The 14,667-nt window shown below is 59.8% G+C and carries 15 protein-coding genes; 10 read left to right on the top strand and 5 right to left on the bottom strand.

Translation table 11 applies throughout. The features are described from left to right. Positions 1 to 93: 93 nt before the first annotated feature. Genes JN524_RS11485 through JN524_RS11475 form a run of 3 tightly spaced genes read left to right on the top strand, consistent with a single transcriptional unit; the run spans position 94 to position 1,941 of the window. Positions 94 to 591, top strand: a complete 498-nt coding sequence (locus JN524_RS11485; protein WP_064586450.1) for a hypothetical protein — start codon at positions 94 to 96, stop codon at positions 589 to 591. A 16-nt stretch (positions 592 to 607) separates the two neighbouring features. After that, complete coding sequence (locus JN524_RS11480; RefSeq protein ID WP_202369411.1) at positions 608 to 1,384, top strand: class II glutamine amidotransferase; 777 nt, start codon at positions 608 to 610, stop codon at positions 1,382 to 1,384. A gap of 14 nt (positions 1,385 to 1,398) precedes the next feature. Then, complete coding sequence (locus tag JN524_RS11475) at positions 1,399 to 1,941, top strand: DUF2937 family protein (RefSeq protein WP_007969600.1); 543 nt, start codon at positions 1,399 to 1,401, stop codon at positions 1,939 to 1,941. A 95-nt stretch (positions 1,942 to 2,036) separates the two neighbouring features. Here JN524_RS11475 and JN524_RS11470 read toward each other — a convergent pair whose 3' ends face one another. Then, positions 2,037 to 2,951: a LysR family transcriptional regulator gene (locus tag JN524_RS11470; protein WP_202369410.1), complete on the bottom strand. Its 915-nt coding sequence runs from the start codon at positions 2,949 to 2,951 to the stop codon at positions 2,037 to 2,039. Positions 2,952 to 3,109: 158 nt separating this feature from the next. On the opposite strand from JN524_RS11470, the gene JN524_RS11465 reads away from it, so the two are divergent. From JN524_RS11465 to JN524_RS11450, 4 genes are all read left to right on the top strand, one after another. Beyond that, on the top strand, positions 3,110 to 4,396 hold the full coding sequence (locus JN524_RS11465; RefSeq protein ID WP_202369409.1) for an MFS transporter: 1,287 nt from the start codon (positions 3,110 to 3,112) through the stop codon (positions 4,394 to 4,396). A 63-nt stretch (positions 4,397 to 4,459) separates the two neighbouring features. After that, on the top strand, positions 4,460 to 5,212 hold the full coding sequence (locus JN524_RS11460) for a 5-oxoprolinase subunit PxpA (RefSeq protein WP_202369408.1): 753 nt from the start codon (positions 4,460 to 4,462) through the stop codon (positions 5,210 to 5,212). Then, positions 5,209 to 5,913, top strand: coding sequence for a 5-oxoprolinase subunit B family protein (locus JN524_RS11455; protein WP_202369407.1), 705 nt, complete (start codon positions 5,209 to 5,211; stop codon positions 5,911 to 5,913). The genes JN524_RS11460 and JN524_RS11455 overlap by 4 nt, the downstream gene beginning before the upstream one ends. Then, complete coding sequence (locus tag JN524_RS11450; RefSeq protein WP_202369406.1) at positions 5,910 to 6,827, top strand: biotin-dependent carboxyltransferase family protein; 918 nt, start codon at positions 5,910 to 5,912, stop codon at positions 6,825 to 6,827. Before JN524_RS11455 ends, JN524_RS11450 begins: the two co-directional genes overlap by 4 nt. A gap of 87 nt (positions 6,828 to 6,914) precedes the next feature. On the opposite strand, the gene JN524_RS11445 is transcribed toward JN524_RS11450, so the two are convergent. The 3 genes from JN524_RS11445 to JN524_RS11435 form a co-directional block, all read right to left on the bottom strand. Continuing rightward, positions 6,915 to 8,093: a vWA domain-containing protein gene (locus tag JN524_RS11445; RefSeq protein WP_202369405.1), complete on the bottom strand. Its 1,179-nt coding sequence runs from the start codon at positions 8,091 to 8,093 to the stop codon at positions 6,915 to 6,917. Between the two features lie 12 nt (positions 8,094 to 8,105). After that, positions 8,106 to 8,951 carry an AAA family ATPase gene (locus tag JN524_RS11440; RefSeq protein WP_098967703.1) on the bottom strand — a complete coding sequence of 282 codons (846 nt, stop codon included), beginning with the start codon at positions 8,949 to 8,951 and terminating at the stop codon, positions 8,106 to 8,108. A 229-nt stretch (positions 8,952 to 9,180) separates the two neighbouring features. Beyond that, the gene (locus JN524_RS11435) at positions 9,181 to 10,257 is read right to left on the bottom strand and encodes a DUF748 domain-containing protein (protein WP_202369404.1); all 1,077 of its coding nucleotides are present in this window, start codon (positions 10,255 to 10,257) and stop codon (positions 9,181 to 9,183) included. Positions 10,258 to 10,384: 127 nt separating this feature from the next. Here JN524_RS11435 and cysK point away from each other — a divergent pair, with 127 nt between their 5' ends. Both cysK and JN524_RS11425 read left to right on the top strand, forming a co-directional pair. Continuing rightward, a complete protein-coding gene (cysK, locus tag JN524_RS11430; RefSeq protein WP_202369403.1) occupies positions 10,385 to 11,359 on the top strand; it encodes a cysteine synthase A in 975 nt (324 codons plus the stop codon). Positions 11,360 to 11,543: 184 nt separating this feature from the next. After that, positions 11,544 to 12,482: an aspartyl/asparaginyl beta-hydroxylase domain-containing protein gene (locus JN524_RS11425; RefSeq protein WP_027614536.1), complete on the top strand. Its 939-nt coding sequence runs from the start codon at positions 11,544 to 11,546 to the stop codon at positions 12,480 to 12,482. 260 nt (positions 12,483 to 12,742) lie between these two features. Here JN524_RS11425 and JN524_RS11420 read toward each other — a convergent pair whose 3' ends face one another. Next, positions 12,743 to 13,267, bottom strand: coding sequence for a hypothetical protein (locus JN524_RS11420; protein WP_337248651.1), 525 nt, complete (start codon positions 13,265 to 13,267; stop codon positions 12,743 to 12,745). A gap of 472 nt (positions 13,268 to 13,739) precedes the next feature. On the opposite strand from JN524_RS11420, the gene JN524_RS11415 reads away from it, so the two are divergent. After that, entirely contained in the window at positions 13,740 to 14,603 is an 864-nt protein-coding gene (locus tag JN524_RS11415) for a DMT family transporter (protein WP_202369401.1), read from the top strand. Positions 14,604 to 14,667 lie beyond the last annotated feature (64 nt).

Below are 14,667 nucleotides of genomic sequence, written 5' to 3'. Positions count from 1 at the left end.
GCTCCCACAGGGTATGCGGCGGGCCGTCTGGCATTGGGACAAGCCTGACGGGCGAAAAGTCGTTACTATAAGCGCCTCTTTGCCTGCCTTGCCATGGACACCATGACCGAGAACGACTATCTGATCGCCTGGGGCCTCTACGCCTTTGCTGCTGTGGGCTGCCTGTTGGTATGGATGCGCCTGACCCGCTGGATGTGGCGCTGGCTGCGCGAGCCGCTGCGGGTGTTGATGGCAGTGTTGCTGTTCAGCCCGACCATCATTGACCCGGTGAAAGCCAAGGTTGCACCGTCGATCGCCATTACCGCGCTGGATCTGGCCTTCAAGGTCGGCAACAACGCCTGGCGGGCGATTTCCGATCTGTTCATGTACGGCATGATTGCGTTCGGCATCTACCTGATTTTCGTGCTGATCCGCTTCCCGATCGAACGCGCCTCGCGCGCCCGACGCGAGCAGGCCGAGGCCGCCAAAGCGGCGGCGCGTGCCGATGATCGCGACGACGATCAGCCGTTCGGCGCTGCCGGTGATGACCGCTACGGTCGCCCGCCGGTGCCGAACAATCCGCAGCGCATGCGCGTCGAGCCGCGTCTGTAACCACGAGAGTCAGCACATGTGTGAACTACTGGGCATGAGTGCCAACGTGCCGACCGATATCGTGTTCAGCTTCACCGGCCTGATGCAGCGCGGCGGGCGTACCGGCCCGCACCGCGACGGTTGGGGCATCGCCTTCTATGAAGGTCGCGGCTTGCGTCTGTTTCAGGACCCGGCCGCCAGCAGCGAATCGGAAGTCGCCAACCTGGTGCAGCGCTATCCGATCAAGAGTGAAGTGGTCATCGGTCACATCCGTCAGGCCAACGTCGGCAAGGTCTGCCTGTCCAACACCCACCCGTTCGTCCGCGAACTGTGGGGGCGCAACTGGTGTTTCGCGCACAACGGCCAGCTCGCCGATTTCACCCCGATCAAGAGTTTCTACCGCCCGGTGGGCGATACCGACAGCGAAGCGGCGTTCTGCGATTTGCTCAACCGCGTGCGTGCAGCATTCCCGGAACCGGTCGATATAGAAGTGCTGCTGCCGGAACTGGTCGCTGCATGTGCCGAATACCGCAGCAAAGGCGTGTTCAACTGCCTGCTCAGCGACGGCGACTGGCTGTTCTGCTATTGCTCGACCAAACTGGCACAGATCACCCGGCGCGCACCGTTCGGCCCGGCGCGGCTCAAGGATGTCGATGTGATCGTCGATTTCCAGGCGGAAACCACGCCTAACGACGTGGTCACGGTGATCGCTACCGAGCCTTTGACCGAAAACGAAACCTGGACCCGTTACCAACCGGGCCAATGGAGCCTGTGGCGACGCGGCGAATGCGTCAGCCAGGGCACGACCGAATAAAGGATCTTTCCTCGATGTTGCTCAGTTATCTACGGCTGGTGTTGTTTGCGGCGGGCCTGTTGATCGGTGTCCAGGTGCCGGGTTTCATCAACGATTACGCCAAACGCGTCGAAGCCCATCTGATCGAAGCGCAGACCGGTCTGCGCGGTTTTCAGGGCACCGCCGAGCAGTTCTTCAAGGGCGACTTGCAGGCGCTGGTCGCGCATTACCGCGCCAGTGATGACCCGGTATTTCGCAGCGATGCCGACAGCCTGAGCACCTTGCTCAACCGCCAGACAGCGCTGGATAAACAGTTCCAGGCGATGCAGGGCCCGTGGTACATCCGCTTTCTGCAAGTGGTGCTGGCCGCCGACCCGGACATTCGCAAGGAAACCTGGAACGGCTACAGCTACCAGATCCTGCTGACTCCAGAAGCGATGATCTGGGGCATGAGCGGCGCGTTGCTGCTGTCGTTCGGCATCGAGTGCCTGATTCGTCTGATTGACTGGGTGGTGCTCGGCGGCCGGCGTTTGCGCCAGAGCCGGCCCATTGAAGACCGCGACGTGCGCGGCTTGTAAAAGGTCAAGAGCAAAAGATCGCAGCCTGCGGCAGCTCCTACACGGGAATATGCGTTTCCCTGTAGGAGCTGCCGCAGGCTGCGATCTTTTGTTTTTCAGGAACTCAAGGTGATGTACTTTTCACCGACCTTGCGCGCATACCCCTCCAGCACCTGCTGACACAACGTCACCATCTCCTCGACCCACTCCACGCCAACTCGCCACGACACCACCACCTGCAGATTCGGCGGTCGCTGGTCGATGTCGAGCAAGGTCAGTTCACCCCGCGCCAGTTCCTCGGCCACCAGCACCGGTGGCAGCACGCCAATCCCAAAACCATCACGCAACAGTCGGGTAATCGCCGACACCGAATTCACGCAGTTCAGCCGCGGCGCCAATACACCGTTGGCCTGCATCAATGCCAGCAGATCCTGATGCGGTCGGGAGTTCTTCGAGTAGGTGATGATCCGCTCCTGCGCGAGTTCGCCGAGGTCAGCGTACTCGCGGTTGTAGATCGAATTGCTCGCAACGATCCAGCCCAGCGGATGGCTGGCCAGCTCGAGGCTGCGCACGCTTTCGTGGCGCACCAGATCGGTTTGCAGAACGATGTCGAGAAAGCCTTTTTGCAGCTGATCGCAGAGGTTCAGCGAGGTATCCGCCACCAGCTCGATTTCCACCCGCGGATACAGATCGGTCATCTGCGCCACCAACGGGCTGAGCCAGGTGTGGATCACCGTGTCCATTACGCCGATGCGCACCCGCCCGACCTTGCTCGAACGGGTCTCGATCGATTGCTTCAACGCCGACATCGTATCGAGCATCTGCTCGGCATAATCCAGCACCTTCAGGCCTTCGGGCGTCAGGCTGACGCCGCGTGAGTCACGCAGAAACAGCTTCACCCCCAGTTCGCCTTCGAGCACCGCGATGCGGCTGGAAATCGACGCTTGGGTGGTGAACAGCTTGTCGGCGGTCAGGCGAAAACTCTTCAGCCGGGCGACCCAGACAAAGGTCTCGAGAAACTTCAAGTTCATGGCAACGGCTCGGGTGACAAATTTTTCTTATGCCTAAGGCGGGTTTTTATTCGTTGGACGCAGCAGGGCCGGGCGACGAAAAATCGGCGCATCCGGTTCCCACGATAGGCGTCGTCGGAACTTCGAACAAGACCAATAAAAGCCTGCGGAGACTTGCCATGCGTGCGCCTGACACCCTCGACCTCCCCAAGAACACGGCCCGCCCCGGCCCGTTCGACTGGTATCGCAACATCAATCAGCAAGAGCGTCGCACCTTCTGGAGCTGCAAGATCGGCTATGGCCTGGATGGCATGGACACGCAGATGCTCAGCTTCGTGGTACCGACCCTGATCGCCATGTGGGGCATCACCACCGGACAGGCCGGGCTGATTCACACCAGCACCCTGATCGCTTCGGCCATTGGTGGCTGGGTGGCGGGGATTCTCTCCGACCGCATCGGCCGCGTGCGCTCTCTGCAACTGACGGTGCTGTGGTTCGCCTTCTTCACGTTCCTCTGCGGTTTTGCGCAGAACTACGAACAGCTGCTGATCGCCCGCACCCTGATGGGCTTCGGTTTCGGCGGCGAATGGACCGCCGGCGCGGTGTTGATCGGTGAAGTGATCCGCGCCAAGGATCGCGGCAAAGCGGTGGGCATGGTGCAATCCGGCTGGGCGCTGGGGTGGGGGCTGACGGCGATTCTGTATGCGTTGCTGTTCTCGGTGTTGCCGCCGGAAGATGCCTGGCGAGCGCTGTTCATCCTCGGCATCGTCCCGGCGATTTTCGTGATCTTCGTGCGGCGGCTGGTGAAAGACCCGGAGATCTATCGCGAAGCCAAGGCGGCGCAAACTCCGCAGAATCCGGCGAAGTTCTACGAGATCTTTGCCCCAGGCATGCTGTTCACCACGTTCCGTGCGTCGCTACTGACTACCGGTGCGCTCGGCGGTTACTACGCGATCACCTCGTGGCTGCCGACCTTCCTGAAGAACGAACGCGGCTTGAGTGTGCTCGGCACCGGCGGGTATCTGGCGATGGTAATTGTCGGCTCCTACGTCGGCTATGTGATCAGCGCTTATCTGACCGATCTGCTGGGACGTAAAAAGAATTTCATCCTGTTCGCGGTCGGCTCGTTCACCATCGTTCTGCTGTACACGCAGATGCCGGTCAGCAACGGGGTGATGCTGTGGCTGGGCTTTCCGCTGGGCTTCTTCGCTTCGGGAATTTTCAGCGGCATGGGCGCGTTTCTCACCGAGCTGTTTCCAACGCGAATTCGCGGCTCGGGGCAGGGCTTCTGCTACAACATCGGTCGGGCGCTGGCGGCATTGTTTCCGCTGTTGATTGGTTTGCTGAGTCAGAAAGTCCCGTTGAGCGTGGGTATCGGTGCGTTCGCTGCGGTGTCCTACGGCGTGGTGATTCTCGCCGCACTGAGCCTGCCGGAGACCCGTGGCAAGCAACTGGATGCGCAGTAACTGATAACCTGCCGGGCAAGCGTCCTACAGACAAAAAGACAAGAAGCTACAGGAGTGTTCACCGTGAGCCGCCTGCTATTGAATTGCGACATCGGCGAGAGTTTCGGCAGCTGGACCATGGGTCTGGACGCCGAGGTCATGCCCTTCATCGACTGCGCCAACGTGGCTTGCGGCTTCCATGCCGGCGACCCGAGCATCATGCGCAAGACCGTCAGCCTGGCCCTGAGCCACGGCGTGCAGATCGGCGCGCACCCGGCCTATCAGGATCTGGTCGGTTTCGGCCGCCGTTCCATGGCCTATTCCGCCCAGGAACTGCAAGACATCCTGCATTACCAGATTGGCGCCCTCGACGGCATCTGCAAGGCGCAGGGCGGGCGAGTCAGTTACGTCAAACCCCACGGCGCGATGTACAACGACATGATGGCCAACCCGGCGCAGTTGCGGGCGGTGATTCAGGCCGTTGCCGCCTACGATCGCAGCTTGCCGTTGATGCTGATGGCCACCCGCGACAATTCAGCGGCGCAGCAACTCGGTGACGAATACGGCGTGACCCTGTGGTTCGAAGCCTTCGCCGACCGCGCCTACGACAGTGCAGGTCGACTGGTTTCGCGGCAACTGCCGGGTGCGGTGCATCACGAAGCAGAAAAAATCATCGAACAGGCGCTGACCATCGCCCGTGGCGGTGACCTCGTCGCCAGTGACGGCAGCACGCTGCACCTGCAGGCCAACACCTTGTGCGTGCATGGCGACAACGCCAGTTCGGTGGCCGCCGTGCAGCGCATTCGCGAGGCCCTGAATCAGCAGAGCGCGCCATGAGCCCACGGATTGAAGTGGTGGCCCTCGACTGCCTGATGCTGCGCCTGTTCGATGACATCGCCGAAACCAACATGCCGTGGATGCTCGCCGCCAGTGAGCGCTTGCGCGGGGTGTTTGGCGCGCAGTTGATCGACCTGGTGCCGTCCTACACCACGTTGATGGTGCATTACGACCTGACTGCGTTGAGCCCCAGTCAGGCGCGTGAATTGATCGCTGAAGCCTTGATCGACCTGTCGCCAAATGCGCGCACCGGCGGCCAGTGCCATGTGTTGCCGGTCTGGTACGACCTGAGTGTCGGTCCCGAACTGAGCCTGTTGGCGCAGCGCAGCGGGTTGGCGGTGGAGGAGGTGATTCGTCGGCACAGCGCGCGTGAATATCAGGTGTTCGCCCTTGGCTTTGCGCCGGGGTTTGCCTTTATGGGGCTGGTGGAAGAGGTGCTGGCAGCGCCACGTCTGGACACCCCGCGCAAAAAAGTTGCGGCCGGCAGCGTCGGTATCGCCGAGCGGCAGACGGCGGCTTATCCGGTGGTGTCCCCCGGCGGCTGGAACCTGATCGGTCGCACCCCGGCGAAACTGTTCGACCGCCATCGCGACGGCTACAGCCTGATGCAACCCGGCGACACCGTGCGTTTCGAAGCGGTGAGCCACGCCGAGTTCATTAACCTGGGCGGCGATGACACGCCACTGGAGGCGCTGGCATGAGCCGACTGACGATTGAAGCCAGCACGCCGCTGTGTTTGTTGCAGGACGCCGGGCGCTTTGGCGTGCGCCATTTGGGCGTGACCCAGGGCGGTGCGGCGGACTGGTGCTCGATGAGCTGGGCCAACTGGTTATTGGGTAACGGATTGGGTGTGCCGGTGATCGAAATCACCCTCGGCGGGTTTGCTGTAGTGGCGCAGCAAGATTGCCTGCTGGCGCTGGCCGGGGCGGATCTTGGCGCGCAGATCGACGGGCAGGCGCTGGCGCCGTGGCGCAGTTTCAAACTGGGCAAAGGGCAAACATTGAAGTTTATCCAACCGCTGCTCGGTGCCCGGGCTTATCTGGCGGCGCCGGGTGGTTTCGACGCGCCGCAGGTGCTGGGCAGCAGTGCCACGGTGGTGCGCGAAGAACTTGGCGGGTTGGATGGCATGGGGTTACCGCTGACCAAGGGCGCGACATTGAGTTATCGCGGTGCGGCTCTGCAGGCGCGTGAAGTACCGCAGGCGCATCGACCTGATTTGCGCCTGAATACGCCTTTGGATCTGGTGCTCGGTGCACAGATCGGCCAGTTCAGCGGGCAGAGTCTGTTCGATGTGTTCAACAGTCCGTGGACGCTCGACAGTCGCGCCGACCGCATGGGCATTCGGCTGTTGGGCAAGGCGTTGCAGTATCAGGGCCGGCCGATGATTTCCGAAGCCATTCCGCTGGGTGCGGTGCAGGTGCCGCCGGATGGACAGCCGATTGTGCTGCTCAATGATCGGCAGACGATTGGTGGCTATCCAAGGTTGGGAGCGTTGACGCCGTTGGCGCTGGCGCGACTGGCGCAGTGTCTGCCTGGGGCGCAGGTGCGGTTAAGGCCGGTGGTGCAGGAAGTGGCGCACCGGGAGCATGTCGAGTATTTGCAGCGCTTTGGTTGAAGAGCAAAAGATCGCAGCCTGCGGCAGCTCCTACATGGAAACGCGAATTTCCCTGTAGGAGCTGCGGCACGCTGCGATCTTTGGCTTTTATTTGGATAAAAACCGCATCCCTTCTTCCAACCCGCGCAGGGTCAGCGGATACATCTGATCCTCGATCAAATCGCGCACGATATTGGTCGACGAGGTGTAGCCCCAGGTGTCCTTCGGATAAGGATTGATCCAGATGAGCTTCTTGTACTTCTCCATGAAGCGCTGCATCCACAGGTAGCCCGGCTCTTCGTTCCAGTGCTCGACGCTGCCGCCGGCCTGGGTAATTTCGTAGGGCGCCATGGCGGCGTCACCGATGAAGATCACTTTGTAGTCGGCGCCGTACTTGTGCAGCAAATCCTGGGTCGAGAAACGCTCGGACGTGCGGCGCATGTTGTTCTTCCACACCGACTCATAAATGAAGTTATGGAAGTAGAAGTACTCCAGATGCTTGAACTCGGTCTTGCAGGCCGAGAACAGTTCCTCGCAGATCTTCACGTGCGCATCCATCGAGCCGCCGATGTCGAACAGCAACAACAGCTTCACCGTGTTGCGCCGTTCCGGGCGCATCTGGATATTCAGCAGACCGGCGTCCTTGGCGGTGTGGTCGATGGTGCCGTCGATGTCCAGCTCTTCCGCCGCACCCTGACGGGCGAATTTACGCAGACGACGCAGGGCGACCTTGATGTTGCGCGTGCCCAGTTCCACCGAATCGTCGAGGTTCTTGTACTCGCGCTGATCCCAGACCTTGACCGCTTTGCCCTGACGCTTGCCGGCATCGCCGACCCGAATGCCTTCCGGGTTGAAGCCGCCGGAGCCGAACGGGCTGGTGCCGCCGGTGCCGATCCATTTGTTGCCGCCGGCGTGGCGTTCATTCTGTTCTTCCAGACGTTTCTTGAATTCCTCGATCAGTTTGTCCAGACCGCCGAGGGACTGGATCTGCGCGCGTTCCTCATCAGTCAGCGAACGCTCGAATTCCTTGCGCAACCAATCTTCGGGAATCAGCGCCTGCAAGTGATCGTCGAGCTTTTCCAGGCCATTGAAGTAGGCGCCGAACGCACGGTCGAACTTGTCGAAATGCCGTTCGTCCTTGACCAGAATCGCCCGCGACAAGTAGTAGAACTCGTCCATGTCGGCGAAGGTCACGCGCTGCTTCAGCGCGTTGATCAGGTCGAGCAGCTCGCGCACCGATACTGGCACCTTGGCTGCACGCATTTCATTGAACAGGTTGAGCAACATGGCATCAGCCTCTTAGCGAGAACCGCGACGGCTCATGAACGCCAGGCGCTCAAGCAACTGCACATCCTGCTCGTTCTTCACCAGCGCACCGGCCAATGGCGGAATGGCCTTGGTCGGATCGCGCTCGCGCAGCACTGCTTCGCCGATGTTGTCGGCCATCAGCAGCTTCAGCCAGTCGACCAGTTCCGAGGTCGACGGCTTCTTCTTCAGGCCCGGCACCTTGCGCACGTCGAAGAACACGTCCAGCGCTTCGCTGACCAGATCCTTCTTGATGTCCGGGTAGTGCACGTCGACGATTTTCTGCAGAGTGTTACGGTCGGGGAAGGCGATGTAGTGGAAGAAGCAACGGCGCAGGAAGGCGTCCGGCAGCTCTTTCTCGTTGTTCGAGGTAATGATGATGATCGGGCGCTTCTTGGCCTTGATGGTCTCGTCGATCTCGTAAACGTAGAACTCCATCTTGTCGAGTTCTTGCAGCAAGTCGTTGGGGAACTCGATGTCGGCCTTGTCGATTTCGTCGATCAGCAGAATCACCCGTTCTTCGGACTCGAAAGCCTCCCAGAGCTTGCCCTTCTTCAGGTAGTTGCGCACGTCGTGGACTTTTTCGTTGCCCAGTTGCGAGTCGCGCAGACGGCTGACCGCATCGTACTCGTACAGGCCCTGATGGGCCTTGGTGGTGGACTTGATGTGCCAGGTGATCAGCTTGGCGCCGAACGATTCGGCCAGTTGCTCGGCGAGCATGGTCTTGCCGGTGCCGGGTTCGCCCTTGACCAGCAGTGGCCGCTCCAGGGTGATGGCGGCATTGACCGCCAGCTTCAGGTCATCGGTGGCGACGTAGGCCTGGGTGCCTTCGAACTTCATCTGCTAATCCTCGAACGGTAACGCCGACCTGCACGGGCAGGGCGGTGGCGAAAAAATCGGATGCCCCGACTATAACGCGCAGCCCGGTCGACTGTGAACGCAGACGGCTTATTCAGTCTCTGAATGGGGCGTCACATGTTGACTCGGTTTCGGTCTGACGCCAGACAACGCCCCTGTGGCGAGGGGATTCATCCCCCGATAGCTGCAAAGCAGCGCGGATTTTCAAGAACTACCCCGCATCCGGCTTAGGCCGCTCATACCGCGCATTGAAAGCCTGAATGAAGCCATTGCGCAAAATCTGCAAAAACGCTTCGAACGCGCTGATGTTTTGCTGATGCACGTTGCCACTGAGTTCGACCTTGGTGGCGAACTGGTTTTTCGCCTGGTTCTTCAGCACGGTTTCCGTGCCGCCGACGATGGCCTCCCAGACTGAGCGGAAGATGCTCTTGTCCTTGTTCTCCACGTCCTGCTGCCAGTTGAACACTTCGACGTCGCGCAGCAGCGGTTTGATGTAGCCAGTGACCTGGGCTTTTTTCGCCTGGGCTTCGATGACCACGTCGCCGTGCCCGGCGTTGAAGTCGAACTTGCCGTAGGCCGAGGCGAAGTCGTTCATGCTCTTGAGTTCGATGTCGCGGGCGCGCAGGCGGAACTGGAAGTCCTCAAAATTGCTCAGCGGATCGAAAGTGGCCGTGGTTTCCAGTGGTGCGTGGCCGAGCAGCTTGGCCTTGCCTTCGAAGCGGGCATCGCGCTTGCCCTGTTTGTCGACCACGTTGGTCAGGTTGTAGATGCTCGCCTCGACGTTGCTGGCGTTCATGTTGACCGGCGGTTTGGAGTTGAAATTGCGGAAAGTGATCTTGCCGTCGTGGATCTGCACCTCGTCGAGAGTGATCGGCAGCAACTTGCCCAGTTGCGCCCGCCAGTCGGTGCCTTTACCAGTCTGCGAGTTCTGCTTGTTGGGGCCGCCATCGACGAAGTTGATCTCGGGATTGAAGAATTGCACCTGCGCCACCACGGCATGGTCGTACCACAGCGAATGCCAGCTGACCGCCAGATCGATCACGGGCGCGTTGACGAACGGCACCGGCACCTTGCCGTCGACCTTGACGATCTTCAGGCCGTTGATCCGGTAGGCGCCGCGCCACAGGGCCAGATCGACGTCGGTGACCTGGCCGCGGTAGTCACCCATGTCGGCCAGTTTGCCGTTCAGGTAATCGCGCACCACGTAGGGCAGGGCGATGTGCAGGGCGATCAGCAGCACAACCACGACGGCAACAATCCCTATTGGCCAGCTATAACGACGCTTCATGGCAACAATTCCCGAACGGTGTAAGCGATTGACTGTGGCGCGGCGCAGACGTTCGACCCGACTGGACTGCGCCAGGCAACAGGCATACCTTGGAACGCTGAATTCAACGCTGCATAAGGACCCAGCCATGAGCCGTATTTTCGCTGACAACGCCCATTCCATCGGCAACACGCCGCTGGTGCAGATCAACCGCATCGCGCCGCGTGGCGTGACCATTCTGGCCAAGATCGAGGGGCGCAACCCCGGTTATTCGGTCAAGTGCCGGATCGGCGCGAATATGATCTGGGACGCCGAAAGCAGCGGCAAACTCAAGCCGGGCATGACCATCGTCGAGCCGACGTCGGGCAATACCGGCATCGGTCTGGCCTTCGTTGCCGCCGCCCGTGGTTACAAATTGATGCTAACCATGCCGGCATCAATGAGCATCGAGCGGCGCAAGGTGCTCAAGGCCCTCGGCGCAGAGCTGATCCTGACCGAACCGGCCAAGGGCATGAAAGGCGCGATCGAGAAGGCTGCCGAAATTGTTGCCAGCGACACCGGCAAATACTTCATGCCGTCGCAGTTCGATAACCCGGCCAACCCGGCGATCCACGAAAAAACCACCGGCCCGGAAATCTGGAATGACACCGATGGCGCCGTCGATGTGCTGGTGGCTGGCGTCGGAACCGGCGGAACCATCACCGGCGTTTCGCGGTATATCAAGAATACCCAGGGCAAACCGATTCTGTCGGTGGCGGTGGAGCCCGTGTCTTCACCGGTGATCAGCCAGGCGCTGGCGGGTGAAGAGATCAAGCCGAGCCCACACAAGATTCAGGGGATTGGCGCGGGTTTCGTGCCGAAGAACCTCGATCTGTCGATGGTCGACCGGGTGGAGCAGGTCACTGACGACGAGTCCAAGGCCATGGCGCTGCGTCTGATGCAGGAAGAAGGAATTTTGTGCGGTATCTCTTGCGGCGCGGCCATGGCCGTAGCGGTGCGCCTGGCCGAGAAGCCGGAAATGCAGGGCAAGACCATCGTGGTGATTCTGCCGGACTCCGGTGAGCGCTATTTGTCGAGCATGCTGTTCAGCGATTTGTTCACCGAGCAGGAGAATCAGCAGTAGTCGAATTGACTCAGATCAGCCGGGGTTCAGGATCGTTATGCTAATAAATGCTTTGTTGCGCAATTCTTAACACTGAATCTTGGGTTCAGCGGGTTTTTCCCGAGGCCGGTAGTGTTTATCATGGCCGGCTGCCATGCCGGGTAATGGGCATTGCGCAGCGTTGTCTTTATTCAAGGAGTCGTTGATGACCTTTTCGTTAGCCGCCAAGGTATTGGTGCTGCTGCTGTTTGTGGGCAGCATCCTCTATGTGCATTTGCGCGGCAAGGCGCGTTTGCCGGTTCTGCGCCAGTTCGTCAACCACTCGGCGCTGTTCGCCCCGTACAACGCGCTGATGTACCTGTTCTCCGGCGTGCCGTCCAAGCCATATCTGGATCGCAGCAAGTTTCCGGAACTGGATGTGCTGCGCGATAACTGGGAAACCATTCGCGACGAGGCCATGCACCTGTTCGACGAGGGCTACATCCGCGCCGCCGAGAAGAACAATGACGCCGGTTTCGGCTCGTTCTTCAAGAAAGGCTGGAAGCGTTTCTACCTCAAGTGGTACGACAAACCGCTGCCGTCGGCCGAAACCCTGTGCCCGAAGACCGTGGCGCTGGTCAGTGCGATCCCTAACGTCAAAGGCGCGATGTTCGCGCTGTTGCCGGGTGGCAGCCATCTGAACCCGCACCGTGACCCGTTTGCCGGCTCGCTGCGTTATCACCTGGGCCTGTCGACACCGAACTCCGACGATTGCCGGATCTTCGTTGATGGTCAGGTCTACGCCTGGCGCGACGGTGAAGACGTGATGTTCGACGAGACCTACGTGCACTGGGTCAAGAACGAGACCGAACAAACCCGCGTCATCCTGTTCTGCGATGTCGAACGCCCGCTGAGCAACCGCCTGATGACCCGCATCAACCGCGCCATCAGCGCCTGGCTGGGCCGCGCCACCGCCCCGCAGAACCTTGATGACGAACGTGTCGGCGGCATCAACCAGGCCTACGCCTGGAGCAAGAACTTCAGCGACCGGTTCAGCGGTGTGGTCAAACAGTGGAAGCGCCGCAATCCCAAGGCCTACCGCATCCTGCGCCCGGTGCTGGCGGTGGTGGTGCTGACGTTGCTGGGGTATTGGCTGTTTGGTTGAGGCTGGATGCTGAAATAAAAAAACCGCTCCTAGTGAGCGGTTTTTTGTTTGTCGATAAGTCTAAAGTCGGCCAGCGGCGAGTACATTCGGTTCTTCGCTTTCAGTGCCTGTTATCAGTAACTGCAGCAGACGCCTCTGACTCACAGTGAGCATTACCTCACCGGATTTTTTGCCGAGAGGAAGTGTGTCTTTTCTGGAGGAAGGCTTTTTTGTTGATTTGCTCATTTCTCCACCAGTGTTGATCGTTAATTGAACAGTTTTCACCATACTAGGTTCTCCAGGGTTTTGACAAGGCGACCACCAGCGTCGAAGCCGAAGCCAAGCTCGTGATAGTGGGAAATCGCGCCCTTCAAAGGTTCTTGGATCTCGAGAACCTTGCTGCCAATGAGTTGGGCGTATTGTTCAATCACAATCATCGCCAGTGCCCCGATACGTCTTTTCAACGGATGGGATTCGTAGGGGCGCCCCTCCAGACGCACAATTCGTATTCTGTTTTTGCTGGCATTCGGATTTGCGAAACACAGCCCGCAAAGTTCCTCTCCAAACCAGATAGCGATGTCCAGAGATAAGGGCTCTCGACCTTTCCACTCAATGACCTCATTCCAGCAAAAGTGTTGGTCTGTCCAGAGAGTTGATGCCTGTAGTGCTTGTTGGTCGATAGGTTCGAAACGTACTTTCGACAAATCGATGGCAGTCGGACCATGGTGTTCCACCTGAAGTTGTAGTTGAAGGATAACGATAGCCGCCTGCTTCCTCGCCTCTGACCGATACAACTGATACCGCAAATTCGTCCGTTCCCTTGGCATGTGATCCCGAGCATTCCCTGTCTCCCCATCAATGGGCCTATCCGTTGCTCATCAGCCTATGCGCCCGCCATCGAGCTGTCCCTGCTGGCCCTTTGTCCAAATCGTTGCAATCCATGTCCCACGCTGGTTATAGTCGGCGCTCGTGAATCAGCTGATTCACTCTCCAAACCCTTCAAAAAAGATCAGCCCCAATGCCTGCATTCCTCATCAACGCGGTAGTCGATTCAGCGGTCAACGCTGGCGTCGTGCCGTGCGGGAATCAGCAGCCAGGGCAGATCAGTCATTACCCTCCACCTGTCAGTAGCACGCCGGTGTGCGCCGTCGTATCACCGCCGGGCGTTGGCGTTTCGGGCTGATCGGCATTCTTTGCCGACCCCTGCGCCCGCCAGAAAAACCTACTGAATTTCAGCCTCGGCTGAGTTGGCTGTTTGCCTGACTACAGGTGGTATTCATGTTTGTCCTATCGAAAAAATCCGTGCTCGCGGCGACGTCCACGAGCCTGTTCGTTCTGCTGTGGAGCAGCGGGGCGATCTTCTCCAAATGGGGGCTGGCCCATGCCTCGCCCTTTGCCTTTCTGCTGATTCGCTTTGTGATCGCACTGTGCGGGCTGCTGCTGTTGACGCCGCTGCTCAAGTTGAAGGTGCCCAAGGGCGGTCGGCCGATGCTGTTTGCGATTGCAACGGGCGTGGTGTTGTTGGGGGCGTATCAGATTTTCTATCTGCTGGCCCTGAATACGAGAGTCACGCCGGGGGTGATGGCGACCATCATGGGCGTACAGCCGATCCTCACCGTGGTGTTGATGGAGCGCCAGCGCTCGGCGAGCCGGATGTTCGGTCTGGCGCTGGGGCTGGCCGGGCTGATCATGGTGGTTTATCAGGGGATCGGACTGGCGGGGATGTCCTGGGCAGGGATGCTGTTCGGTCTGTTGGCGCTGGCGAGCATGACGGTGGGCTCGATCATGCAGAAGCGCATCACCGACAATCCCCTCGGCACATTGCCGGTGCAGTATCTGGCTGGGCTGTTGTTGTGCGGGATATTTGTGCCATTTCAGCCGTTCCACTTTGAACAGAGCACGGGTTTCATTGTGCCGGTGTTGTGGATGGGACTGGTGGTGTCGGTACTGGCGACACTGTTGCTCTATCGCCTGATCGCCCGGGGCAATCTGGTGAATGTCACCAGTCTGTTCTATCTGGTGCCGGCGGTGACGGCGGTGATGGATTACCTGATTTTCGGCAATCGTCTGGCGGCGTTGAGTGTATTGGGGATGCTGTTGATCATTGTCGGGCTGGCGTTTGTGTTCCGTAAATCCAGCTGATCTGTAAACCGATGGCGGCTGTTCGGCCGCCATCGCGAGCAGGCTCGCTCCTACATTGAGAATG

It is taken from the genome of Pseudomonas sp. MWU318 (genome assembly GCF_016756945.1).
In the GTDB taxonomy this organism is placed as follows: Bacteria; Pseudomonadota; Gammaproteobacteria; order Pseudomonadales; family Pseudomonadaceae; genus Aquipseudomonas; species Aquipseudomonas putida_A.
This window is presented reverse-complemented; position numbering and strand designations above follow the sequence as displayed.